The 20,699-nt window shown below is 57.3% G+C and carries 29 protein-coding genes and 2 pseudogenes; 22 read left to right on the top strand and 9 right to left on the bottom strand.

Annotated features, from left to right (window positions below):
• Positions 1-51 precede the first annotated feature (51 nt).
• Entirely contained in the window at positions 52-783 is a 732-nt protein-coding gene (locus M5G26_RS11765; RefSeq protein WP_273915402.1) for an XRE family transcriptional regulator, read from the top strand.
• Between the two features lie 72 nt (positions 784-855).
• Positions 856-1,545, top strand: a complete 690-nt coding sequence (locus M5G26_RS11760; protein WP_273915401.1) for a DUF4145 domain-containing protein — start codon at positions 856-858, stop codon at positions 1,543-1,545.
• A gap of 16 nt (positions 1,546-1,561) precedes the next feature.
• On the opposite strand, the gene M5G26_RS11755 is transcribed toward M5G26_RS11760, so the two are convergent.
• A complete protein-coding gene (locus M5G26_RS11755; RefSeq protein ID WP_273915400.1) occupies positions 1,562-1,783 on the bottom strand; it encodes a hypothetical protein in 222 nt (73 codons plus the stop codon).
• 136 nt (positions 1,784-1,919) lie between these two features.
• Between M5G26_RS11755 and M5G26_RS11750 the strand changes: the two genes are divergently transcribed.
• Complete coding sequence (locus M5G26_RS11750) at positions 1,920-2,330, top strand: superinfection immunity protein (protein WP_273915399.1); 411 nt, start codon at positions 1,920-1,922, stop codon at positions 2,328-2,330.
• A 452-nt stretch (positions 2,331-2,782) separates the two neighbouring features.
• Here the strand turns inward: M5G26_RS11750 and M5G26_RS11745 are convergent, their stop codons facing one another.
• Complete coding sequence (locus tag M5G26_RS11745) at positions 2,783-3,388, bottom strand: hypothetical protein (RefSeq protein ID WP_273915398.1); 606 nt, start codon at positions 3,386-3,388, stop codon at positions 2,783-2,785.
• 441 nt (positions 3,389-3,829) lie between these two features.
• Between M5G26_RS11745 and M5G26_RS11740 the strand changes: the two genes are divergently transcribed.
• From M5G26_RS11740 to M5G26_RS11690, 11 genes are all read left to right on the top strand, one after another.
• Complete coding sequence (locus M5G26_RS11740) at positions 3,830-4,084, top strand: hypothetical protein (protein WP_273915397.1); 255 nt, start codon at positions 3,830-3,832, stop codon at positions 4,082-4,084.
• 72 nt (positions 4,085-4,156) lie between these two features.
• Positions 4,157-4,411, top strand: a complete 255-nt coding sequence (locus tag M5G26_RS11735) for a hypothetical protein (RefSeq protein ID WP_273915396.1) — start codon at positions 4,157-4,159, stop codon at positions 4,409-4,411.
• A gap of 915 nt (positions 4,412-5,326) precedes the next feature.
• Entirely contained in the window at positions 5,327-5,563 is a 237-nt protein-coding gene (locus M5G26_RS11730) for a hypothetical protein (protein WP_273915395.1), read from the top strand.
• Positions 5,564-5,807: 244 nt separating this feature from the next.
• Positions 5,808-6,002, top strand: coding sequence for a hypothetical protein (locus M5G26_RS11725; protein ID WP_060766136.1), 195 nt, complete (start codon positions 5,808-5,810; stop codon positions 6,000-6,002).
• A complete protein-coding gene (locus tag M5G26_RS11720) occupies positions 5,999-6,124 on the top strand; it encodes a hypothetical protein (RefSeq protein WP_273915394.1) in 126 nt (41 codons plus the stop codon). Before M5G26_RS11725 ends, M5G26_RS11720 begins: the two co-directional genes overlap by 4 nt.
• 156 nt (positions 6,125-6,280) lie before the next feature.
• Positions 6,281-7,408 (top strand): hypothetical protein, encoded by a 1,128-nt coding sequence (locus M5G26_RS11715; protein WP_273915393.1) that lies wholly within the window; start codon positions 6,281-6,283, stop codon positions 7,406-7,408.
• Positions 7,409-7,463: 55 nt separating this feature from the next.
• On the top strand, positions 7,464-8,453 hold the full coding sequence (locus M5G26_RS11710) for a RecT family recombinase (RefSeq protein WP_273915392.1): 990 nt from the start codon (positions 7,464-7,466) through the stop codon (positions 8,451-8,453).
• Positions 8,453-9,115 (top strand): lambda exonuclease family protein, encoded by a 663-nt coding sequence (locus M5G26_RS11705; protein WP_064116720.1) that lies wholly within the window; start codon positions 8,453-8,455, stop codon positions 9,113-9,115. Before M5G26_RS11710 ends, M5G26_RS11705 begins: the two co-directional genes overlap by 1 nt.
• A gap of 2 nt (positions 9,116-9,117) precedes the next feature.
• Positions 9,118-9,360: a hypothetical protein gene (locus tag M5G26_RS11700; RefSeq protein WP_273915391.1), complete on the top strand. Its 243-nt coding sequence runs from the start codon at positions 9,118-9,120 to the stop codon at positions 9,358-9,360.
• Positions 9,357-9,611: a hypothetical protein gene (locus M5G26_RS11695; RefSeq protein WP_273915390.1), complete on the top strand. Its 255-nt coding sequence runs from the start codon at positions 9,357-9,359 to the stop codon at positions 9,609-9,611. Before M5G26_RS11700 ends, M5G26_RS11695 begins: the two co-directional genes overlap by 4 nt.
• A 75-nt stretch (positions 9,612-9,686) precedes the next feature.
• Positions 9,687-10,067, top strand: coding sequence for a hypothetical protein (locus tag M5G26_RS11690; RefSeq protein WP_273915389.1), 381 nt, complete (start codon positions 9,687-9,689; stop codon positions 10,065-10,067).
• Here the strand turns inward: M5G26_RS11690 and M5G26_RS11685 are convergent.
• The 3 genes from M5G26_RS11685 to M5G26_RS11675 form a co-directional block, all read right to left on the bottom strand.
• Positions 10,046-10,273 (bottom strand): hypothetical protein, encoded by a 228-nt coding sequence (locus M5G26_RS11685; RefSeq protein WP_273915388.1) that lies wholly within the window; start codon positions 10,271-10,273, stop codon positions 10,046-10,048. The two genes, M5G26_RS11690 and M5G26_RS11685, sit on opposite strands and share 22 nt — an antisense overlap.
• Positions 10,274-10,341: 68 nt before the next feature.
• Entirely contained in the window at positions 10,342-10,530 is a 189-nt protein-coding gene (locus tag M5G26_RS11680) for a hypothetical protein (RefSeq protein WP_273915387.1), read from the bottom strand.
• A 73-nt stretch (positions 10,531-10,603) separates the two neighbouring features.
• On the bottom strand, positions 10,604-10,906 hold the full coding sequence (locus M5G26_RS11675; RefSeq protein ID WP_273915386.1) for a hypothetical protein: 303 nt from the start codon (positions 10,904-10,906) through the stop codon (positions 10,604-10,606).
• A 49-nt stretch (positions 10,907-10,955) separates the two neighbouring features.
• On the opposite strand from M5G26_RS11675, the gene M5G26_RS29525 reads away from it, so the two are divergent.
• Entirely contained in the window at positions 10,956-11,105 is a 150-nt protein-coding gene (locus M5G26_RS29525) for a hypothetical protein (RefSeq protein ID WP_443218384.1), read from the top strand.
• Between the two features lie 35 nt (positions 11,106-11,140).
• Complete coding sequence (locus M5G26_RS11670) at positions 11,141-12,913, top strand: DNA cytosine methyltransferase (RefSeq protein ID WP_443218383.1); 1,773 nt, start codon at positions 11,141-11,143, stop codon at positions 12,911-12,913.
• 45 nt (positions 12,914-12,958) lie between these two features.
• Here the strand turns inward: M5G26_RS11670 and M5G26_RS11665 are convergent, their stop codons facing one another.
• Complete coding sequence (locus tag M5G26_RS11665) at positions 12,959-13,807, bottom strand: DUF2971 domain-containing protein (RefSeq protein WP_273915385.1); 849 nt, start codon at positions 13,805-13,807, stop codon at positions 12,959-12,961.
• A 65-nt stretch (positions 13,808-13,872) separates the two neighbouring features.
• Between M5G26_RS11665 and M5G26_RS11660 the strand changes: the two genes are divergently transcribed.
• The 5 genes from M5G26_RS11660 to M5G26_RS11640 all read left to right on the top strand — a co-directional run bounded on the left by M5G26_RS11660 (position 13,873) and on the right by M5G26_RS11640 (position 17,419).
• Complete coding sequence (locus M5G26_RS11660; RefSeq protein WP_273915384.1) at positions 13,873-14,601, top strand: morphogenetic protein; 729 nt, start codon at positions 13,873-13,875, stop codon at positions 14,599-14,601.
• Positions 14,602-14,674: 73 nt separating this feature from the next.
• On the top strand, positions 14,675-14,899 hold the full coding sequence (locus M5G26_RS11655; protein WP_273915383.1) for a hypothetical protein: 225 nt from the start codon (positions 14,675-14,677) through the stop codon (positions 14,897-14,899).
• Between the two features lie 49 nt (positions 14,900-14,948).
• Positions 14,949-16,079 carry a DNA-methyltransferase gene (locus M5G26_RS11650; RefSeq protein WP_273915382.1) on the top strand — a complete coding sequence of 377 codons (1,131 nt, stop codon included), beginning with the start codon at positions 14,949-14,951 and terminating at the stop codon, positions 16,077-16,079.
• A gap of 46 nt (positions 16,080-16,125) precedes the next feature.
• On the top strand, positions 16,126-16,368 hold the full coding sequence (locus M5G26_RS11645; protein ID WP_008077047.1) for a DUF4224 domain-containing protein: 243 nt from the start codon (positions 16,126-16,128) through the stop codon (positions 16,366-16,368).
• 1 nt (position 16,369) lies between these two features.
• Positions 16,370-17,419, top strand: a complete 1,050-nt coding sequence (locus M5G26_RS11640; protein WP_273915381.1) for a tyrosine-type recombinase/integrase — start codon at positions 16,370-16,372, stop codon at positions 17,417-17,419.
• A gap of 733 nt (positions 17,420-18,152) precedes the next feature.
• Here M5G26_RS11640 and M5G26_RS11635 read toward each other — a convergent pair.
• Together M5G26_RS11635 and M5G26_RS11630 are read right to left on the bottom strand one after the other, a co-directional pair.
• Positions 18,153-18,605, bottom strand: a complete 453-nt coding sequence (locus M5G26_RS11635) for a GNAT family acetyltransferase (protein WP_273915380.1) — start codon at positions 18,603-18,605, stop codon at positions 18,153-18,155.
• A gap of 587 nt (positions 18,606-19,192) precedes the next feature.
• Positions 19,193-19,687 (bottom strand): annotated as a pseudogene (locus tag M5G26_RS11630) (hypothetical protein); the annotation flags it as partial.
• Between the two features lie 257 nt (positions 19,688-19,944).
• On the opposite strand from M5G26_RS11630, the gene M5G26_RS11625 reads away from it, so the two are divergent.
• Positions 19,945-20,406, top strand: coding sequence for a hypothetical protein (locus tag M5G26_RS11625; protein WP_273915379.1), 462 nt, complete (start codon positions 19,945-19,947; stop codon positions 20,404-20,406).
• Position 20,407: 1 nt separating this feature from the next.
• Here M5G26_RS11625 and M5G26_RS11620 read toward each other — a convergent pair.
• Positions 20,408-20,692, bottom strand: a pseudogene (locus M5G26_RS11620) (phage head morphogenesis protein); the annotation flags it as partial.
• Positions 20,693-20,699 lie beyond the last annotated feature (7 nt).

Below are 20,699 nucleotides of genomic sequence, written 5' to 3'. Positions count from 1 at the left end.
TATGGGAATACCGATTTGCAAGGGTATGGGAGCGCCCGTAATACTCCACTGATGGAATTCAAAGACCGACTCAAAACCGCCCGCCGCCACGCCAAGCTCAATCAGACCGAGCTTGCGGAGCGCGCCGGCCTCACGCAGACCTCTATCTCGGATTTAGAGAGAGGGAAATCGAAGGCTACAGCCTTCGCAGCTCAGATCGCCTCTGTATGTGGCGTGTCCCCTATGTGGCTGGCTGAAGGTGTCGGTGACATGCTCAAGGGTGTGCTTGATCATCAGGCTGAACGCATCCAGCCCAGCGTGAAGCTTGGCACCATCGAAACGTGGGATGACGAAACCCCACTCGATGATGACGAGGTGTACGTCCCTTTCCTCCATGAGGTGGAGCTGGCAGCCGGATCCGGAAAGTTTGCGATCGAAGAATGCGATAGCTCGCGGCTGCGCTTCTTCAAGAAAGACTTGCGCCACAATGGCGTCCAGTTCAGTAACGCGAAGTGCGTCAAGGTTGGCGGCAACAGCATGATGCCCGTGCTGCGCGACGGCGCGACGGTTGGCGTGAACGTGGGGAAAAACTCACTGAGCGATATTGTTGACGGCGAGATGTACGCCATCAACCACAACGGCCAGCTTCGCGTGAAGCAGGTCTACCGCATCCCAATCGGCCTGCGCCTGCGCAGCTTCAATCGTGACGAGCATCCGGACGAGGACTACACATTCCAGCAAATCCAGGAGCAGCAGATCTCGATCTTGGGGCATGTGTTCTGGTGGGCGATGTATTCCCGCTGATTAAAAGGTTGTCCGGATTTTCTTAGACCATCGAATCTTTTGATGGCCAATTTATGAAATGGAGATCGAGAATTGGATTTAATCAACGACTTATCAGTGAAGCGCTGGCAAGTATCCGGCGGACGGACCGCGGCATCGATCTCCGCCATCTGTCCTTTTTGCGATGAGAAAGTAATCTTTTCGCTCACCACTTTCACAGATGATCGAAATCGAGATGCGGTCGCCTCGACCAGTTCGTGCCCAGGCTGTGGACGCGCAGTGCATTTTTGGACGATAAAAACGCCTTTAGACGCCGATGGGAATGCTCCAACACCCGCATACCAAGTGTTTATGTATCCATCCAGGACGATCAAAGGCTATCGTCATCCAGTTTTACCGGATACGGTTCCTGAACCCCTCCAGCGCGCGCTTAGATCAACAATCGATTCACTAAATGCCAAGAATTTTCCTGCTACTGCCGTTGGTGCGCGCAGAACTCTTGAAGGTATTTTCAAATATCTGGTCGCAACCGATAAAAGAGCAAAATCTCTTTTCCAGTTGATTGACGAAGTCAAAACTAATCATGATCTTGCGGCTCCACTTGAGTCTCTTTCCCATGCCATTCGCTCCGGAGGAAACCTTGGTGCGCATTTCGACGATGCGAATGAACCCACTGAACCAATGGCCAGAAAGATGGTGGAGCTTCTGGATTACTTGATTTCCTACCTTTACGTCCTACCGTCACAAATTACTGATCTGGAATCCGCGCTGGCAAAAGAGTGACGCGTGGCGAATTCGCTTACATACCGCCCTCAAGCCCCTCGACCGAGTGCGCGTAGAAGGCTGTCGCCTCCTCCACCAGCTCCCTCCAGTCATCACTGTTGATCATGCCGCTGCGCTTATATTCGTCCGCCAGCTTCAGCAGTTCGTCGTATTGCTCCTCGACGTCCATCTGAATTTCTGGCTCTTCGAGCAATTTTCGCCAAGCAACCAACGCCTGCTTTTTCCGATCGTCGTTCATGGTGAGTACCTGGTGGGTGTGCACCGGTAGAGATCTCTCAAAGCGCAGCCGTTCAGTGGGGGCGACTGACGGCGCAGAAAATGGTGGCGCACGGCCTCGAATGGTAAGATCTCAGCTCAATTGATGGAGGGAACCAATGAAGATCGTAGGCCTGATTTTGCTCGGGATTGTTTGCCTGATCAGCTACCTGATTGGGAGCGGCACCAACGGCTTTGCGATGGTCGCAAGCATCGTTTTCTTTCCGAGCGCGATCGCGCTGTACTTCTACCCGACAATTTGCGCTATCGGCGAGCACCCCAAGGCCACGCCGATCTTCGCGCTAAACCTCCTCGCCGGCTGGACCTTTATAGGGTGGGTTGCGGCTTTCATCTGGGCACTCAACAAGCCCGCCTTCCATCCTTCAGGCCCGGTCGAGACCACAACTTACGCCGAGGATCTTGCTGCCGCTGCCGCGAACAAGGATTGCCCATTCTGCGCGGAAACCATCAAAGCCGCTGCCAAGAAGTGCCGGTACTGCGGTTCAGACTTGGAACAGCAGACCGTTTAAATAGCATTAGCGTCATCTGAAGCCCGCCAAGCGCGGGCTTTTTTTTCGACCAGAAATACGGGAGGAATAAATTTTATGGGAATACCCATTGACACTAAATATGGGAGTACCTATATTCAACCTATCGCAGCGACAAACAGCCACTGCGAAGGGCCTCAACAGACCCGCCGCTCTTTAGCGATACCGCATCACCTTGCCGGATCACCACCGGCCCAGATTCGAAGGCAGCGATGAACCGGCCTCAACGGTTCAGAGGGTTGGCAACTGACCCGGGCGTGCAGCGTAAAACGTCGAAAGCAGTTATCCAGCGGGAGAACAAGCCGAAAGGCCCGCGGCTGGAGGAACAACTTGAATGAGCCGGTGACCGACGCCAGTAGCGGGTAACCGGCAGCTCCAGAAATTTTCACGTCAGCGCCTGCATCGGGCGCTTTCGGAAGCCTACTGGACAGTAGTTATCGACGTTTGCCCATGCCTGGCGCTCCACCACTAACGATGTGGACCCATCCAACGGGCTTAGATCGATCCGGAGCGGTAGGGAGATAGGTTTCGTTAATGTCTTTCGTACATGCAGGGCAAAGACTTGGGGGGCGTTCCCAGTCCACGTGAACTGAGAATTTGCTACCACACCGCCAACATATCTTCCGAAGCCATTTTGACTCAGGCTCGGTTGTAGAGGGCTTCGTTCGCTTTGCTGGGGAAATTGTCTTGGGCTTAGTGACTGCCTTGCTGGCCTTTTTCGCCTCTTTAATCGCCGCTTTCGCGGCCTTGCGGCTCAGCTTCGTGCCCTTCTGCTTGGCGACTTCTTGAAGCTCAATAATTTTGTTTAGCAGAGCGAATTCGGATCGGAGCTCTCGGGTTACATCGTCGAGTTCATGATCAGCCTTGTATGACTGATCGAAAAGAACATCTATGTCGACCTCGACAGCCTTGCGCGATGCTAGATCAGAAAAGAACTTCTCTGACTCCTCGCTGAACCCCTGCCCAGGCACATGCACCGCTGGCTTGCTCTCGCTGGACTTCTTTTTGAGCTTCAGCCGCTGCGGCTTATCGGCGTCCATATGAAACCCCACTCCGTGGCCATATCGCAGAGTAGCAACTAGCCAGCAAAGTGCGCCAGCCCACTGCGACGGCGGACGAGGTGTTGACCGAACTGAGTGAATGACCTGGTAAGCGGGTGCGGAGAAAGACCACAGATTTACTGATGCCGCTTCGATGAGGCGGCATTGGAAATCAACGGAGGGCAACACGATGACCGATGCAGCAGCAACGCAAACGAAGTGCACGTACTGCGGTAAGCCAGCCGAACAGGTGGTGCGCCGCAACATCCACGACCGAACTCGCGACCCATACACCAACCGTCAGGTGCTTCGCACTCGAGAGTTGCCGTTTTGCAGCGCAGAGCATGCAAGCAACTATCAAATGGGCTGCGAGGGCTGACCGGGCCTTTTCCTGATGCACCTGGTGACGGGTGCATTGGGAAAACGACCGGAGCAACCGAAATGCCGAAATTCATCCTCGACTACATCTGGCTTTGCCGGGAATGCAGCCTTGATCGGCGCACCGTCGGCAACATGCGATTCATCGTGATCCCGGCGCTGCAAACCCGCGCTGCCGAGATTCGCCGAGCGGTTGGCCTTGTAGCTGAAGGCTGCCCAGAACTCGAACAGGACGCCGAGCTACTGGAATCGGCGGTGAAAGCAGGCCTCCAGCGCTGCGCAGTGCCGCCAACTCAGCAAGACCTCTTCGCCGCATGACGATTTCACTGGCTGGCCTTGGAGACAGGGCCAGACGGGAAATCAACCGAGGGCAGGACGATGCGACCAGTAATGACGATGAAGGCGCTCCACGACAATTGCGGGCGCCGTACAGGAATCGAAGATGCGGCCGAGGGTAAGTTTCACGGCTGGGGAGTTGAATACGAAGAGTTCGAGAGCGGGCCCGGCAACTTCAGCGTGGCAATCGTCGAAATGGCTGATGGCACGATCCAGACCTTGATGCCTTGGGCGATTCGTTTTCTTGACAGTGAAAAAGCGAAATCCGACGCCCTTGACCATTCGCTGAGGCACCCAATCAGCGCCTGAACAACCAGCGCCACGACAGCCCTGCCGTTAACTGCCCGATCCTCTCTATGAGAGCGCATCGGACTGCTCTCCACCTTCCACGGCAGGCTTGAGATCGTTCAAGAACCTCCATCGGAAGCCTGAGAGCAGTCCGATGCGGATGCACGCCCAGGCTGATGGGCAGGTTTGAAAACTAACAGTTCCGAGAGTGAGCGCTGACCGGCTAAGTACTATTTTATGCCCGTGCGGTACCGGCTCGTAATAACTGATATTGAGGTAGGCGCAAGCCGTTGACCTCGGCATGACTCTCAACCCGGAGATCAGCACCGGGCATCTGCATCAACGCGGGGTAGCTTGCGCGTAATCAAGCCAGCACCAAGCACCACGGCGGTAAAGCCCGCGCCGGAGACGTACCCGGCAAGCAGATGCGGCGTTGAAAGCTGGGTTGAACGCTTCGGCGGCCCTAGAGAAACGCAGGTTAATAGGCGCCAGTTTTGCTGGTTGCTCCTCCGAGCGGTCGTCCCGAAAGGGTCCGCTCTCGCCGGATTCGCGCCCGGCCATCTGCACCTCTTGAAGACTGAGAATGGCGAGCGCCCGCCAAGATGCCAACGGCGCGCATTGGAGGACGATCATCATGTAATAAGTGACCGATTCACCTGCGCGGCGCGGCAAGCCTGAAGGCCGGCGCCCATCACTCATACAGGCAGCGGACAGTAGGCCGTCGATGTCACCGCACATCGGCCGAATGCGGTAGGCCACCCCAGCGCACGAAGACAACTTGACGCTGCAAACCCGGTCTGTCGCCAGCAGCGAGACCGGGCCACCATCCCCCGACCAATCCCGAATGCACTCCCCTCCGCGCCCAACGGCAGCCAGCGGAGCGGATGAGTGCATCCGAGTTTTGTTGGATCAACACCCGCCACCACGGAGGCGACCATGGCAACCAGCTATGCAGACAGTGCGCAGGCCCGAGAGTGGGACAGGCGCTATGACGATTGGGGGCGCCCGAAAGCGCCGAAGGTCGAAGACTTCCACGACTACGAAGCTGCTGAGCAGAAGCGCACGCACCGCCAAGCGCTGATGGCAGCTCAGGAGATAGTCGACCGCAAAGCGCGCGCCAGGCGAATCGCGGCTGCACTGGTCGCTTACGGTGAGTTCTGGGGGTTGAAATGAGCGCTCAGCAGGTCCCAGTGACCGCCGGCCATACCGGTGCAGGCAATCACGATCTGGCCGTTGGGATGCTCGAAGGCTACATAAAAAGCATGTCCGACCCGGATTGCAGTGCAGTGGCCGTCCGGTCCTCAGCTAACACCGCTCTGATGATTTTCCGCGCGCTAAGCATTATCAGCGCGACAGAGGACGCTGATTACAGCGAACGACTGAACCATGCATACGAATTCCGAAAAGGGAGAGCCGCATGACAACGCCACCGGTGAAAACGCTGGTCGATGAACAGCTCGACGACATTGAGCGCCGCATCGCCATCCTCGGTTTCGGCCTTCCCTTTAACGAGGTCATTGGCCGCAAACGCGAGGACCTGGTCGACAACCTCCCGCAGCGCCTGTCGGTCACCATGAAAGGCGGTCGCATCGCGGTGAGGGCTCGGCCATGAAGCTAGCCTACTGGATCCTCGCTACCGTCCTCGTTGCAGGACTGGCCGCTTACACCACGGCGCGCGATTCGTCTGGCATCTGTGAGGTGCCGCACTCGACCACCTACCGGGTTTTCCGGTGACCAGTCTCCAGCGAGCGCGCCGGCTGTTGATACGACGCGGCTCGTTCTCCGCCATCGGCGTTTTCACCTTCCTGATGCTGCTCAGCGCCCTCGCCGATCGCGTCACTCAATAAACAACACCACCACACGCTGCGCTCGGCGCGGCAAGGAATCGTCATGTCCGCAAACGCCAAACAAGCCCCCGCATCGGCCGACCTCGATTTGAGTGAAACCGGTAGCACAAAGAACGTTATTGCTCCTGCAGTTGCCGTCACCGACATCGCCGAGTATCGGCCGCATGAGGAACAGATCGTCCGTTTGGAAACCAGCTACGCGAAGCTCGTCGTTGACTGCTCGACCAGTGAGGGGCTGGCAAACGCCAAGGAAGTGCGGGTCGACATCCGCGACGTGCGCTATGCCTTGGCGAACACCACCAAGACTGCACTCGTTCCTTACCAGCAGAAAGTCAAAGAAGCCCAGGCGCGCGTCAACCAGGTGAAAGAGTTTGGCGAGGCGCTGAAGGATCGAGTGCTGGCGATTGAAGCGCCTATCGACGAAGCCATCAAGGCCGAAGAAAAGCGCGCAGCTGACGCCAAGGCTGAACGCGAGCGCATCGAAGCTGAGCGTGTCGAAACCATCCGAGCAAAAATCACCCGATTCAGTTCAGTCGCTGCTGCATACGCGAGCCGGAGCGCTGCCGATGTTGCAAACGTCCTGCTGAGCGTCAAAGAGTCGGTAATCCTGCCAGAGGAATACGCCGAGTTTGAAGCTGAAGGCACCATCGCCCGGGACAACGCTATTGAGCAGCTTGAAACGCTGCATAGGGCTGCTGTCGAGCGTGAAGAGGCTGCCGCCAAGCTGGCAGCCCAGCAGAAAGAGCTCGACGAGTTGCGCGAGAAGCAACGGATTGCCGATGAAAACGCAGAAAAGGAACGCCAACGGATCGCAGCAGAAGATCGCCAGCGCATTGCAGACCAGCAGGCAGAACTCAACCGGCAGCGCGAGCAACTGCAGCGTGATCAAGACGCCCAGCGCTTGAAGGACGAGCAGAACCAACGTGATCAGGAAGAACTGGCCCGCCTGCGCGCCCAAGCTACCGCACCTGCTCCGATCATTGCCCCCGTAACACCAATGATCGAAGAGAAGGTCGAGGTCGCAACTATCAATACGCAGGCGATCGCCGCTGAATTCGACGACGAGACCACCACCGCGCCACCGGTCGAAGACATCGTCGAGGTCGTCGCGCTGGGCTTCGATGTAAGCATCGACACCGCCCGGGCCTGGCTTCGTGCAATTCGCTTCTAACCCTTCCCTTCCCCTCTAAAGGTCGACGAACAGATCGTCGGCCAAGGAGAGCGCAATGAACGACTCAGAAACCCAAGCCTCGACCGGCCTTGCCACTTACCAAGACCCGTCCCACAACGCGGCAGCGCTCATTCTCGACCCGAACACCATGAAGTCGATGAGCGATCTCGCCATGATGATGTCGAAGGGCGTGACAACAGTCCCCAAGCATCTTAAGGGCAATCAAGCCGACTGCATGGCAGTGGTGCTTCAAGCGATGCAGTGGCAGATGAACCCATTCGCCGTTGCGCAGAAGACTTTCATCGTCAACGGCGGTGCATTGAGCTACGAGGCTCAGCTCGTCAATGCCGTGATCACTGCCAAGGCGCCAGTTAAGGGCCGCTTGAACTTCGAGTGGTTCGGCACATGGGAAAACGTCATCGGAAAGATGCGCGAAGTGACCAGCCGAACCAAGAAGGACGAGGACACGGGCGAGTTCAAGAAATACCGCGTTCCGGGGTGGAGCTTCGACGACGAGAAAGGGCTCGGAATCAAAGTCTGGGCAACGTTCAAAGGCGAAGAGGAGCCGCGCACTTTGCAGCTTCTGCTCACTCAAGTTCGCACTCGCAACTCGACACTTTGGGCGGAGGATCCGAAGCAGCAAATCGCCTATCTGGTGACGAAAAAATGGGCGAGGCTCTTCTGCCCGGACGTCATCCTTGGCGTCTACACGCCTGACGAGTTCGAAGACTCCTACGGTGGCGAAATCGATATCACCCCTGCGAAGCAAGCCTCAAACACCGCTGCCGCCGCTGAAGTGTCTTTTGGACCGAAATCTCCATCACCAGAGATCGACGGTGTATTCGCTGACCTGCTGGTCGTCGCGAAGCGACAGGACATCGATGCCTATGCAGCAGCTTGGGCAGCTCTAAAGCCTAAACAGCGCGCAGCAATAGGCTTGGAGTGTCACGAAGCACTCAAGAGCATGGCTGCAACAGTTGATGCTGACTTCACCGACATGACTGGCCCCGGCGACGATCTGTCTCAGGTCGAGGAAGCGGCGTAGTGAGAACCGAACTTCAAGGCACTGAAAAGTGGCATTCAGACCGGTCTGGTCGAGTGACGGCCAGTCGATTCAAAGATGTGATCGCTTGGGGGAAGCCTGACAAAAATGGGAAGCGCGAGCCGATGGGCGCGCGCACCTCCTACATGCGCGAGCTGTGCTTCGAACGACTGGCGAAGAAGTCCAAGCACAACGTCAGCAGCGCCTCCATGAAGTGGGGCCACACGGAAGAACAGAAGGCTCAAGACGCCTACGAAATGCTTACCGGGAACATTGTTGTGCCGTCGGAATTCATCGTTCACCCGAAGTATGACTGGCTCGGCTGCTCGCCAGACGGCCTGATAAACGACGACGGTGGTACCGAATCAAAGTGCCCGTTCAACGAAGCGATCCACGTCAGGACTTGGCTGGAGGGCATGCCCGAGGAACATATGCCGCAGATTCAGGGCTGCATGTTCGTGACGGGCAGGCAATGGTGGGACTTTCTGTCCTTCGATTCTCGACAGGACGAGGAATGTCAGCTCTACATCGAAACGATTTACCGCGACGAAGACTACATCGCCAACCTTCACAGAGAGCTCGTCCAATTCAACCTGGAACTGAACCGCATGGTTGATGAGGTCGCAGATAAAGCACGGGCGCAGGCCCATAGATTGGGAGCTTGAGCATGATCAGCAACCACCTCAACCTCGTCGAGCAGCACCGTTCGGATGCCGAGTCGATCTCTGAGCGAATCGCGCAGTACCTGGCCGCCGGCGGGCGGATCGACCAACTGAAAAGCCCGCCGCGCAATCCTCTGCCACCTCCCCGCTCGAAGAAAATAGACCCTGAAACGGTCCTCAAGCGGCGCCCGAAGCCGATATCGGCCGCTGACCGCAGGGCTCTGCGCAAAATGGCGGACGCGATATGAAGTCGAAACGCAAACTCAACAACGGTTTCGCCCGGGCTGAACGCAGTTGCCGGGCGCTGCTGCGCACCAACCACGTCGCGGTGGTCAACATAGACCCCAGCGGCAGCCAGATCATGGCGAACTGGAAGAGCTGCCGGCAGATCCGCAGTCTGGCGATCGCCATTCCGGACGAGATCTCGATGGACGAAGCCCAAGCCGCGAAACTGTTCTACGCCGCCGGCGCCTGGCATCAGGTGAAGGTAGCTGCGTGAGACGTTCCAGACCCCAACAACGTAAACGACAGACCTGGCTGGACTTGCCCGCCAGCGGAATTGAAGAGGTAGGCCATGACCGAGGAAAAGGAACTGACGGAGGAAGCCAAGAAGCAGCGCAGGAAGCGCGAGAAGGCTGCAGCAAAGGACGCTGCATTGGGCGTAGAGAAATTTACGGTTGAGGTGGCCGGGGTGTTCAAGCCAGACCTCAAGCGGGTCATGGCCGCCCACGGCTTCAACAACCAGCAGGAGGTGTATCAGAACCTGCTGCGGAACCTGCTCGCGGCCGACTTCGATACCCAGGCCAAGATGCTGAAGTGTGTCACGACACCTTTTGTTGTTACTGAAAAGGTGTCGTGCATCATTCAGGCAGCCGGCATGAAGTCGCTCGCCGATGATCCGCCAGAGTCAGACGACGAAGTTGTCCTTCCCACTCAATCCTTGAGGGTGACGTGACCGCTCCCTGCCCTAGCAATATCAATCAGCTGATTCTGCATCAGTAGCCCCAGATCACTGATTGTCAGGTGTGATCCACCACGCTTGGCACATACCGCTAAATCAACAAGCTGATTTGGCATTTTACCGCGCGCAGACACTTCAAGCGCTGCGCCGTTGGAAAGCAGTTCTTCCAGCTGATGCTGAGGCTTTTCGGCAATAGTCATTTTCTCTCCTTGATCCGGCCCCATGCCGGGCAGAACACAAATACCGCAACGGCGGGCAATGCGCCAGCTCAGACGAACGCCGGCGCTTCAACCAGCCGATGCTTCGATTCCATGTAGCTGGCCAGGTCGATCACCTCCCGAAGGAACACGACCACCTCCAGCTTCACTGCATCGTCAGGCAGCCCTATCCGTTTCAGCATTGCCTTGGCGTCCTCTTCGATCGCCGCCAGCGCGTCTACATCGCTCTGCAACCTCATTTCGGCCTCCTGCCAGTGTGAGATTGCAGATAAATACCCCACTTCTACGAATCACGCCAGCCGGCGAGGACTATCAGTAATCGCGACCTGTTTGATCGCGAAGGTGTGCAGGCAGTCGAGGATCATCTGGGTCATACCGGTAGCGCCCGTCACCTTTTTGAAAGTCGACGAGGTCTCTGACAAGGCTTTTCAGCTCATAGACCTCGCTTTGAAGACTCTCAATTTGCTCATCACGCCTTTTGGTGAACCAAGCCCTATCCACCTCTATCGCATCGATGCGCTGACTAACCTGCTTTACCGCATGACGTATTGTCAGGCAGATCCATAAGAGAGCGATAACTCCAAAGGGCAGCGCGCTTTCTAAGAACCGATCCATATCCGACTCCCCAAATTTGTTTGCGCAAATATAGCGCCGAGGCCCCCCTATGTCCGCACAACAGAAGAAACACCCCTTCGATTTCAAAACTCAATACGGACTCGGCTTCAGCACTCAGGACGATGAGATCGTTGTCGACTTCTTCTGTGGTGGCGGCGGCGCCGGTAACGGGCTGGAGATGGGTTGGGCCGCGCGGTGAATGTCGCGAAGAACCACAGCCCTCAAGCAATCAGCATGCACACCGTGAATCACCCGGGCGCCGTGCACTACACCACCGATGTGTTCGAAGGTGATCCAGACACCGAGTGCGGCGGCAAGGCCGTTGGCTGGTTCCACATGTCGCCGGATTGCACGCATCATAGCCAGGCCGCCGGTGGTCAACCGCGCAAGCGCGAGATCCGGAACCTGTCATGGATCGGCCTGAAGTGGGCTGGCAAGAAAAAGCCACGGGTCATCAGCTTGGAAAACGTGAAACAGATCCTCCAATGGGGGCCGCTGATCGCCAAGCGCTGCAAGGCCACCGGCCGGGTAATGAAGTTGGGCGGTGCCATTGCCGAGCCTGGCGAAGTAGTACCGGTTCACCAGCAATTCCTGGTACCTGACCCGAAGCGTCGCGGCCAGACTTGGGTGGTGTTCGTCGCCGAGCTGCAGCGTCTGGGCTACGCCGTTGAATGGCGGGTCATCAAGGCCTGCGACTTCGGCGCGCCGACCAGCCGAGAGCGCCTGTTCATGATCGCCCGCTGCGATGGCCAGCCGATTGTGTGGCCGGAGCCGACTCACGCGAAGAACCCAGCCAAAGGACAACAGAAGTGGCGCACCGCCGCCGAGTGCATCGACTGGACGATCCCGAGCAAAAGCATTTTCGACCGGGCAAAGCCGCTGGCACCGGCCACCCTTCGCCGAATAGCCAAGGGCATGAAGAAGTTCGTAATCGATGCGGCTGACCCGTTCATCGTGCCGATCGCGAACTGGTCCGGCGACAGCGTGCAATCTGCACATGAGCCGCTGCAAACCGTGACGTCTTGGCCACGTGGTGGTTCATTCGCCGTGGCCAGCCCGGTGATGGTTACCGCTGCACATGGTGAAGGGAAGCAGGGAGGTGTTCAACGCTGGGGCGACGGCAGCAAGTTTGCCGGTGATCCGCTGGGAACGGTTACTGCGAGCGGCGGGCACTCAATCGCCGCTGCGCACCTGGTGAAGTTCCGGTTTGCGGACGAAGGCAAGGCACTCGACGAACCGCTGCCGACCATCACCAGCGGCGGCAACTACCAGCGCCCCGCCGGTGCCGCTCACGCCATGGGTATCTCAACCGTGTTCATGGCCCAGATGAACGGCGGGTTCAACACCACCGACGCCAAGAGCGTCGACGATCCGATGACCACGGTCACCAACACCGGAAGCCAGCAGCAGCTGGTGACGGCGAACTTGGTGCACCTGCGCGGCAACTGCGATGCGCGGGACACCGCCGATCCGCTGCACACCATCAGCGCCGGCGGCACTCACCATGGACTGGTCACTGTCTTCATGGAGCGCCAGTTCGGCGCCAGCGTTGGCCAGGGCGTGGACGAACCGGCACCAACGATCACCGCCGGAGGTGGCGGCAAGAGCTCGCTGGTCGAGCTCCAACTCTCGCCAGAGGTTGAAGCCGGTGCGTTGCGTGTCGCCGCATTCTTGATCAGCTACTACGGTACCGAGAACATGAGCGCCGCCGACGCACCAGCGCCAACCATCACCACCAAGGATCGGCTGGGGCTGGTAACCGTCACCATCAAGGGCACGTCGTACGTGATCGTCGACATCTGCCTGCGGATGCTGCAACCGGCCGAGCTGTACAAGGCTCAGGGATTCCCGGCCGACTACATCATCAGCCACGGCGCCGACGGCAAGCCATTCACTAAGACCCAGCAGGTGCACATGTGCGGCAACAGCGTCAGCCCGCCGCCGATGGCTGCACTTGCTCACGCGAACAACCCTTGGCTAGTACAGAAGAAAGCTGCTGCCGCCTGATCTCCGGGAGCCGTAGGCGCTTTTATGAATTACAGGAAGGCTGGATCATGCTCGAAATGGAATGTCAGATTTAACAACTCTGACATCGTAGTAGCCGCATGAGTTAAGCAACGACTTCACTGAGCGTTCCGCTAAACTCTGATCAGCGATAGGGCCAATATGGATCGCAGTAACACTCTCGGGCGACACTTCAACTTCCAGATAAGGGACAAGATAATCGCCCCGAGATCTATACAATATTTCCGCACCAACATAAGCACCCGCCACCACCATCCTAACTTCTTTCTCTGCAGAAAAGTGCTTATTTTTAAAAGCCCCTGCACTAACGCTAAGTTCCACAGACGCATCACCGGCTTTCTGCAGGACTGTATTACTAAAATCGGCATCGGCATCAATGTCAACAAAAGTAGTTACCAATTTCGATATGACATTCTTCGCCTCAGCGCGCTTCTTCACATCACTATAAATACAGTCCAAAAGTCTATGGTCTTTCTCAAGTTCCTTCCGTGAAAATTCAATGGCAAAATTCCCATAGCCGCGCCATTGACTTAACAGATTTGGGGCTCTACTGAAAGAGCAGGTGAAAATCGAGTGGTCGGTTTCATCCGAACTCATGGATGCCAGGGCCGCCATCAGAAATCCTGTCGTAAATGCCCGCTCTGGTGGCTGGTCTTTTTCGGCAAGCATCTTTTTAAACTGATTATGCAGACATCTCACACCATTATTCATTTCATCCGCATCATTCAAGAACCCTATGTTTGTCAGCCAAAGCTTCCTGTATTTCACAATCGAAGCAAGCGCCGCCAGATCCGTGTAATGAAAAAGCTGCTCATCCATAGTAATTATCGGAAGCTCCCAGTTTAGTTTTTTTGCCAGCAAAGCGTATTTCAACATTTTATCAGCACAAAAAAAACCATACCCTCTATTCACTGCTGCGATATAGCAGCCAAGGCAAAGCTATGTCTCAAGCAAAAGAACGCCCGATGCTATTCAACGGGCCGATGGCCAGCGCTGTGCTGGATGGCCGCAAAACCGTTACCCGCCGCGCGGCCAGCGCACGATCGTTCAAGGAAATTGGCTACGGCGTTCAGTTGGGCGAATGCCATGAACTGCCGGCGGATGGAGAGGTGCATCCGAACAGCGCCAGCTGTTACGCCGACCTCTGCCCTTATGGTCAGCCAGGCGACCTGCTGTGGGGGCGCGAAAGCTTCTGGCAGGCAGGTGAATGGACCTCCTCATACCCAGAAGGCGACTGCGACAAGTGGAATGGATCTCGCCGCATCCACTACCGCGCTAACGGCGAGCCGCCGAATGAGCCGAACCGCCACTATCCCCGTGGCCTGCGTAACGGCTCGTACTCATCTGCCGACCCAGACAGGATCTGGCGTGCACGGCCCAGTATCCACATGCCGCGATGGGCCAGCCGCATCCTGCTGGAGATCACCGACGTCCGCGTCGAGCGGTTGCAGGACATCAGCGAAGACCAGGCCAAGGCCGAGGGGATCACTCCTCACGTCCGTGGTGGCTGGCACTGGAACCCGCATGACCCGAGCAACGTTGATGACTGGCATCAGTTCGGGTTCAAGTCACCTGCCGCTGCATTCCAAGACCTTTGGATCGGTACCGGCGGCGACTGGGGCACCAACCCGGGGGTCTGGGTCGTCGAGTTCAAGCGGGTGACGCCATGATCCTCACCAGCATTGCCGGCTGCACCCTCTTCTTCTGGCTTCCATTGGTACTGACCATAAAGGCGGTGATCGGATGAGCGACTATTCAAAACTTCAGCAACTGGCCGAGGGTTGCCGCGACGAGGTCATTCGCTCGCACGGCTGGGCGGGCATGATCGAGGATGCCGGCTTGTTGCACCGCGACGAGCAGTTCCTAAAGGAGTGTTCGCCCGAGGCGGTGCTGGCGCTGATCGCCGAGAATCAGCGCCTGCGCGAAGACCGCGACGGCCTCCTCGAAGCAGGAGCGGACCTATTATGATTCTCGCCCCGCTCTACATGGCCTACCTCATCTACAAGGGGCCGTGGCGATGACAGAACAACACCGCATTCTGGTCGGCGACTGCATCGACATGATGCGGACCCTACCAGACAAGTCAGTTCAAACTTGCATTACCAGCCCGCCCTACTTCGGCCTGCGCGATTACGGCGTAGACGGGCAGATCGGTTTGGAGGAAACCCCGGCCGAGTTCATCGCGCGGCTGGTCGATGTGTTCCGTGAAGTGCGTCGAGTACTCCGCGACGACGGCACGGCATGGGTGAACATGGGTGACAGCTACGCCAGCAAGCCGAACGGGCCAGTTGGCTTTGGCGGTCACAACACGGACGCGCCTCACGTTGCTGTACGCACGGCAAATGCCCGGCGGTCGAGTCAGATCCCGGAAGGGTTCAAGCACAAGGACATGATGGGCATTCCGTGGCGCTTGGCCTTCGCACTTCAGGATGACGGCTGGTATCTGCGGCAGGACATCATCTGGCACAAACCGAACCCGATGCCGGAGTCGACGCGCGATCGGTGCACTAAAGCCCACGAATACATCTTCCTGCTCAGCAAGTCCCGTCGGTACCACTGCGACATGGAGGCGATACGCGAGCCGGCGATTTATGGCGCCACGCCAACCGGCGTCGGTTTCGGTCACGGGTTCGACGCAGTGACGAAGCCGCGAGCAACGGTGCCGACCGGCTGGGATACCTCAACCGGCGACGGTGGCCACGGAGCTTTTCACAAGGAAGGTGCGGAGCGTGCACGGCGCGATAGTTTCAAGCGAGAGGATTCGAAGCGAGAGCAGGTGATCCCGGGGCAGAACAAAGGCACGCACCGACCAGACCGAAAGGAAAGCACTTGGGACACGGCAACGAGGAACAAGCGCAGCGTGTGGACTGTGGCGACCCATAGCTTCAAGGACGCCCACTTCGCCACATTCCCGCCCGACCTGATCCGGCCATGCGTTTTGGCCGGGGCTCCCCGCGGTGGTGTGGTGCTTGACCCGTTCGGCGGCGCCGGTACCACAGCGGTGGTCGCCATGCAGGAGGGCCGCAAGTCGATCCTCTGCGAACTCAACCCAGACTATGCCGCCATGGCTGAACGCCGGATCTCGGCGGCCTGGCTCGACGGTGCGGCGCAGATGGACGTGTTTCACGATTCAGCGCCAGCCGCATAACCCCCATCACCACCTTCTGCCGCCACGCGCGGCATGGAGCATCACTATGGAAACTGAAATTCTCTCCGACGAGGAGCTGGCCGAACTCACTGGCTACAAGGCGAGGGCCTACCAGCGACGCTGGCTGATTGATCGCCAGTGGGTGTTCGTCGAAAGCCGGGGCAAGCGCCCGCTGGTGGGTCGGATGTATGCCCGCATGAAGCTGGGCATGATCAGCCCTACGATTGCCGATCCTAACCCGCCGCCGGCCGCGCCGGCATGGACGCCAGACTATTCGCGAGTGAACTGATATGCGCCCCCGCAAGACCGAGCACCAGCACCTTCCCCCTCGGATGTACAAGCGCTCACGGAAGCGCAAAAACGGTAGTACCTGGACCGCGTATTACTACCGCGACCTGCTCGGTAATGACATCCCTCTGGGCAAGGATCTCGACAAGGCTCGGCTGAAGTGGGCCGAGCTCGAAGCCAAGGAAAAGCCGCTCGACCTGCGCACCATGAAGGGAATCTTCGACCGGTACATTCGTGATGTGGTGCCAAAGAAAGCACCCCGCACGCAGAAGGACAACTTGGCGGAAATCAAGCAGCTTCGGCCGATGTTCGACAGCGCTCCGATCGACTCGATCACGCCAGCAACGATTGCTGGTTACCGAGACGCACGATCGGCGAAGGTCCGGGCGAACCGTGAGATCGCTACCCTCTCCCACATTTTCAACATTGCCCGCGAATGGGGGCTGACGACGAAGGAAAATCCCTGCCAAGGCGTGCGCAAGAACAAGGAGACGCCGAGGGACTATTACGCGAATGATGTGGTTTGGGAGGCGGTGTACAAGAAGGCAGCTCAGGAGCTGAAGGAAGCGATGGACCTAGCCTATCTGACCGGGCAAAGGCCGGCAGATGTGCTGGTTATGCGGAAGGATGATGTTGAAGGCGGATATCTGACTGTTCAGCAGAACAAGACGCACAAGAAGCTGCGCATTCAAATGACGGCCGCTGGAGAGGCGAACAGCCTGGGCATTTTGATCGCGGCGATCACAGAGCGAAACGCTGCCCACGTTTCGAGCTACCTGATTATCAACCGGAGCGGTAAACGGATGACTGCGACGATGCTGAGGAAGCGATGGGACGCGGCGCGAGAGAAGGCAAAACTGGAAGCTCTTGAGCAGGGAGACGAGCTGCTGGCCAAGCGGATCGGTGAATTCCAGTTCCGGGATATTCGGCCGAAAGCGGCGTCGGAAATCAGCGATGTTGGTGACGCCAGCCTGTTGCTCGGGCACACAAAAGGCGACATTACTGAACGGGTTTATCGCCGTATCGGCGCGATCGCCAAACCCTCAAAATAGGCAGAAAATGCGTTCCATAACTCGAAACACGCCCCTTGTAGAATGCGGTCTGTAGAGGTGCTGCAAAACAAAAGTAATGGAACGAAAAAACGACTGACGCCGCGTATTCGGCGGCTTTCCATAGCGGTCTTGAAAACCGTCGACTGTAACAGGTCCATGAGTTCGAATCCCATCGCCTCCGCCATATTTTGTACCGACAAAGCCCTGATTATTCAGGGCTTTGTCGTTTCTGGCATTTGAGATTTCCGCCGCGCTAGCTGAAGCGTTACAGAACTCTCTGCTCTCTCTCTTCTCCGGCGTCCTGCCAAACGTAAAACACTCTTCATGTAGCACGGTGCTACGCTGGTTTTTTCACAGAGGAGACCCCATGCCGAATTCAGATCTGCTCCCTTCCCTGCTTTACAAAATCAATGAGAACCAACTCACTCTCGAAGCCGCCATCATGAGCTTTCGAACTGTCGAGCTTCGATAGCTCATCGTGTTGGCGTCCACGTACTGAGCTTCTTGAGTGGCGGCCGCTTCAAGGGAGAAAGTGGTTTTGCCTGGGACTGGGCAGTTGTCGTCGGCGGGCTGATTCTGCTCTCTCCATTCGCTGCATTCATAACCTTGCTCATCCATACCGGCGGCCCGTGAATTGATGTCTCGCATGGGTCGATAACTGCACTTTGCGACAGGCGTCAATCGGCCAATAGCGGTAATCCTCCAGCGCTAGGTGTCGACCCGACGCGGACGTTTACCAAGCCTGCTCTCCCGGCATCTCAATATTCGACTCGATCTTTTTGCCCATACTGATTCGCGGCTCGGTCGAGTAGCCCAGAGATTCGTAGAAGGTTTTGACACTTTCATTTGAGCTGATGATTTGCAGGTTGATTTTCATGCAGCCTCGCGCGGTCAGAGCATCCTCTGCATGACGGACTAGATTCATCTCTATGCCTTTTCTGCGGTGCGACGGGTGCACCGCCACCGAGTACAACCATCCACGATGGCCGTCGTATCCGGCGAGAACGGTGCCAACAACTTCATGTCCTGACAGGGCCACAAAGAAAAGGCAATCCGCTGCGGCCATTTTTTTGTCGATGGCCAGGCTGGGAGTGTTATGCGCGGTTTCGTAACCGAATACGGTTTCCCAGAGTTCCACGACGCAACGGCGATGGTGTTCATTTGAGTAGGCGGCAATAGCATCCATGGTGTAGCCCTCGAATTGAAGGGGCTGACGCTAGCGCCTTGGCGTGAGTGATGTCCACTGTCTCTTTTTGGCCGAAAGCAGTCCTATCGCTACTGTTCGTCGCCTAGCCCTCGCCGACCTGCCGCGACCTGATTGCTGTACATAAATACAGAATTTGTACAGCGAGACCTACAGCATAACTTTCGAACAAGCCAAAACTCTCCGGCTTCAGCGATGGCGAACAACTCTCGATGACCAAGACTTCCAGATGCAAAACCTACAGAGACACCGGGAAACCCTACACGAGATGGCAGCCAGCGGAATTGAAGAGGTAAGCCATGGCCAAGACTGGGCAATTGCCGGAGGCATGCCCCACGATCCCGGTTACGTCGTACTGCGATCAGAGTTTGATGGCGACTACGACGACTGTGGAAACCCGGTAGACCGGTGGCGCCCGGCAGACATGATGGATCGGGATGATTGCGGGGTCGAGCTGGAGATCACAGCCGTAAGCATCGAGCGGTTGCAGGACATCAGCCGCGCCTATATCAGGGCGGAAGGCCTGCAGTGCCCGCCAGACTTGGCAAGCGATGACGTTTCACCGAACTCTTTCCGTAAACGACCTCACCGTCACGGTCGGTGGCAATCGCCTCGCCGTCTTCACTGAGTTTGAAAGTGCCCCGGGCGCGCAAGATTATGTCTTTGGCAGCCTCGGGTAGCGCGCTGGCCTTAATGGCAGCAGCGCGGATGGAATCGGTCAGCACTTTGTCGCTGTACTTCGCAGCGAAGGCTTCGGCCTTGTCGGCGCGCTCATGGGCGGCTTTGATTTGCTTATCGGAGTCGGTGCGCAGGCACTCGGTGCGGCGGTTGATCACCTCGTCGAGCTTGCCCTCAGCGATCAGCTTCGTCTCTTCGTCCTGACCGACCTTGGTGAGCAAGCCTTTCACCGCTTCGATATACGGTCCTTCAAATTGACCTTTCAGCTTGTCCAGTTCGGCCTTGACGGTCTTGTTGGAGCCGATCAGCTCGGTGTTTTTGGACTTGAGGCCCGAGACCTCGCCGTCCAGGAATTTCTGCACCTCGCCGCCCAGCGCTGCCTTCAGCGCGGCGGTTTGGGTTTCGTCGAAGGCTAGGCCGTGGGCGGCCGGGTCGAAAAAAAAGGCATGTGGCTATCCCCAGGGGATTGATTGGCCCGCCTGACGGGCATAAAAAAACCGCATAAGCGGGTCAGTTTTGATTGGCTGCGTTGTAGGATGCCGCCGCGAATAAGACCCCTTTTGATCCTTTGTGCGAGCAGTGCCTAATGAGAAGTCCGAAACCCTACAACGAGAACACAAAATCGAGATGGCTGAGACTTGATGTGACGGTGCAAGCAGCACTGATTGCAGGATTGTTCACTGCCTCTGGAGTAGGGTTACAAACCTATGGCACTCACGTGTCGACGCAAAAGGATCTGCGCACGAGTTGCGTGAAAAGGCTCGACGAGCGCGAACAAAACCTTCGCACCAAAGCGGAATTCATGCTCGTGTCTATATCGAAGACCCTTTCTTATCCATACCACCCCAATCCCTCGCATGAAGAGCTGGCACTCCGGTACGAAACAGCGGTGGCGTCCGCAGAGGCCCTCATAGCAAATTCCCCACCAAAGCTGGCAACAAAAACGATGAATCTACTGGGAAAATTTATGACAGCCTCCCAGCAAACTGATGACGAAAAAGTAAGGGTCGCCCAAGCTGCCGATTTTGCTGGCGAAGTGAATCCATGGCATGCCATCTACTTTGAACAACTGATGGCCTTCGACGTCGAGCGGAAAGGCTGCTGACTTACAGCCCAGCAAGCTCGAACGCCAGCGGCTCCAGTTCCTTGAGCCGCTCCAGCGTCAGCGGTTTGAAGTTCTTGTCCAGTTGCAGCACAGCGAAGCGCTCGGTAGTCAGGCCACCATCTCGCAACAGCTTGCCCCGCGCAGGCCCCAGCGCAGCGTCTTGGAAGGCCGCCGGCTGCGCTTTTAGCCACTGATAGTAACTGAGGCTCGCCGAGACCTGCCCTCCGCCGTCTGCGCCGACTGCTGCCCTCGTAGCGCCTTGCCCGAATAGTGCCGACAAACTAGTGATTGGC

It is taken from the genome of Pseudomonas sp. TNT2022 ID642 (assembly GCF_028656995.1).
GTDB lineage: Bacteria > Pseudomonadota > Gammaproteobacteria > Pseudomonadales > Pseudomonadaceae > Aquipseudomonas.
Note: the sequence above shows the minus strand (reverse complement) of the source record. Positions and strands in the feature narration are given on the sequence as shown.

What these genes read in the sequence shown, in the direction of transcription:
- M5G26_RS11675 (WP_273915386.1), bottom strand. Translation starts at nt 10,906, where the DNA reads ATGGATCGGTTCTTAGAAAGCGCGCTGCCCTTTGGAGTTATCGCTCTC.
- M5G26_RS11655 (WP_273915383.1), top strand. Translation starts at nt 14,675, where the DNA reads ATGAGCGACTATTCAAAACTTCAGCAACTGGCCGAGGGTTGCCGCGAC.
- M5G26_RS11710 (WP_273915392.1), top strand. Translation starts at nt 7,464, where the DNA reads ATGAACGACTCAGAAACCCAAGCCTCGACCGGCCTTGCCACTTACCAA.
- M5G26_RS11690 (WP_273915389.1), top strand. Translation starts at nt 9,687, where the DNA reads ATGACCGAGGAAAAGGAACTGACGGAGGAAGCCAAGAAGCAGCGCAGG.
- M5G26_RS11670 (WP_443218383.1), top strand. Translation starts at nt 11,141, where the DNA reads ATGCACACCGTGAATCACCCGGGCGCCGTGCACTACACCACCGATGTG.
- M5G26_RS11740 (WP_273915397.1), top strand. Translation starts at nt 3,830, where the DNA reads ATGCCGAAATTCATCCTCGACTACATCTGGCTTTGCCGGGAATGCAGC.
- M5G26_RS11695 (WP_273915390.1), top strand. Translation starts at nt 9,357, where the DNA reads ATGAAGTCGAAACGCAAACTCAACAACGGTTTCGCCCGGGCTGAACGC.
- M5G26_RS11635 (WP_273915380.1), bottom strand. Translation starts at nt 18,605, where the DNA reads ATGGATGCTATTGCCGCCTACTCAAATGAACACCATCGCCGTTGCGTC.
- M5G26_RS29525 (WP_443218384.1), top strand. Translation starts at nt 10,956, where the DNA reads ATGTCCGCACAACAGAAGAAACACCCCTTCGATTTCAAAACTCAATAC.
- M5G26_RS11720 (WP_273915394.1), top strand. Translation starts at nt 5,999, where the DNA reads ATGAAGCTAGCCTACTGGATCCTCGCTACCGTCCTCGTTGCAGGACTG.
- M5G26_RS11680 (WP_273915387.1), bottom strand. Translation starts at nt 10,530, where the DNA reads ATGAGGTTGCAGAGCGATGTAGACGCGCTGGCGGCGATCGAAGAGGAC.
- M5G26_RS11745 (WP_273915398.1), bottom strand. Translation starts at nt 3,388, where the DNA reads ATGGACGCCGATAAGCCGCAGCGGCTGAAGCTCAAAAAGAAGTCCAGC.
- M5G26_RS11685 (WP_273915388.1), bottom strand. Translation starts at nt 10,273, where the DNA reads ATGACTATTGCCGAAAAGCCTCAGCATCAGCTGGAAGAACTGCTTTCC.
- M5G26_RS11725 (WP_060766136.1), top strand. Translation starts at nt 5,808, where the DNA reads ATGACAACGCCACCGGTGAAAACGCTGGTCGATGAACAGCTCGACGAC.
- M5G26_RS11640 (WP_273915381.1), top strand. Translation starts at nt 16,370, where the DNA reads ATGCGCCCCCGCAAGACCGAGCACCAGCACCTTCCCCCTCGGATGTAC.
- M5G26_RS11750 (WP_273915399.1), top strand. Translation starts at nt 1,920, where the DNA reads ATGAAGATCGTAGGCCTGATTTTGCTCGGGATTGTTTGCCTGATCAGC.
- M5G26_RS11665 (WP_273915385.1), bottom strand. Translation starts at nt 13,807, where the DNA reads ATGTTGAAATACGCTTTGCTGGCAAAAAAACTAAACTGGGAGCTTCCG.
- M5G26_RS11715 (WP_273915393.1), top strand. Translation starts at nt 6,281, where the DNA reads ATGTCCGCAAACGCCAAACAAGCCCCCGCATCGGCCGACCTCGATTTG.
- M5G26_RS11700 (WP_273915391.1), top strand. Translation starts at nt 9,118, where the DNA reads ATGATCAGCAACCACCTCAACCTCGTCGAGCAGCACCGTTCGGATGCC.
- M5G26_RS11730 (WP_273915395.1), top strand. Translation starts at nt 5,327, where the DNA reads ATGGCAACCAGCTATGCAGACAGTGCGCAGGCCCGAGAGTGGGACAGG.
- M5G26_RS11765 (WP_273915402.1), top strand. Translation starts at nt 52, where the DNA reads ATGGAATTCAAAGACCGACTCAAAACCGCCCGCCGCCACGCCAAGCTC.
- M5G26_RS11660 (WP_273915384.1), top strand. Translation starts at nt 13,873, where the DNA reads ATGTCTCAAGCAAAAGAACGCCCGATGCTATTCAACGGGCCGATGGCC.
- M5G26_RS11755 (WP_273915400.1), bottom strand. Translation starts at nt 1,783, where the DNA reads ATGAACGACGATCGGAAAAAGCAGGCGTTGGTTGCTTGGCGAAAATTG.
- M5G26_RS11650 (WP_273915382.1), top strand. Translation starts at nt 14,949, where the DNA reads ATGACAGAACAACACCGCATTCTGGTCGGCGACTGCATCGACATGATG.
- M5G26_RS11645 (WP_008077047.1), top strand. Translation starts at nt 16,126, where the DNA reads ATGGAAACTGAAATTCTCTCCGACGAGGAGCTGGCCGAACTCACTGGC.
- M5G26_RS11735 (WP_273915396.1), top strand. Translation starts at nt 4,157, where the DNA reads ATGACGATGAAGGCGCTCCACGACAATTGCGGGCGCCGTACAGGAATC.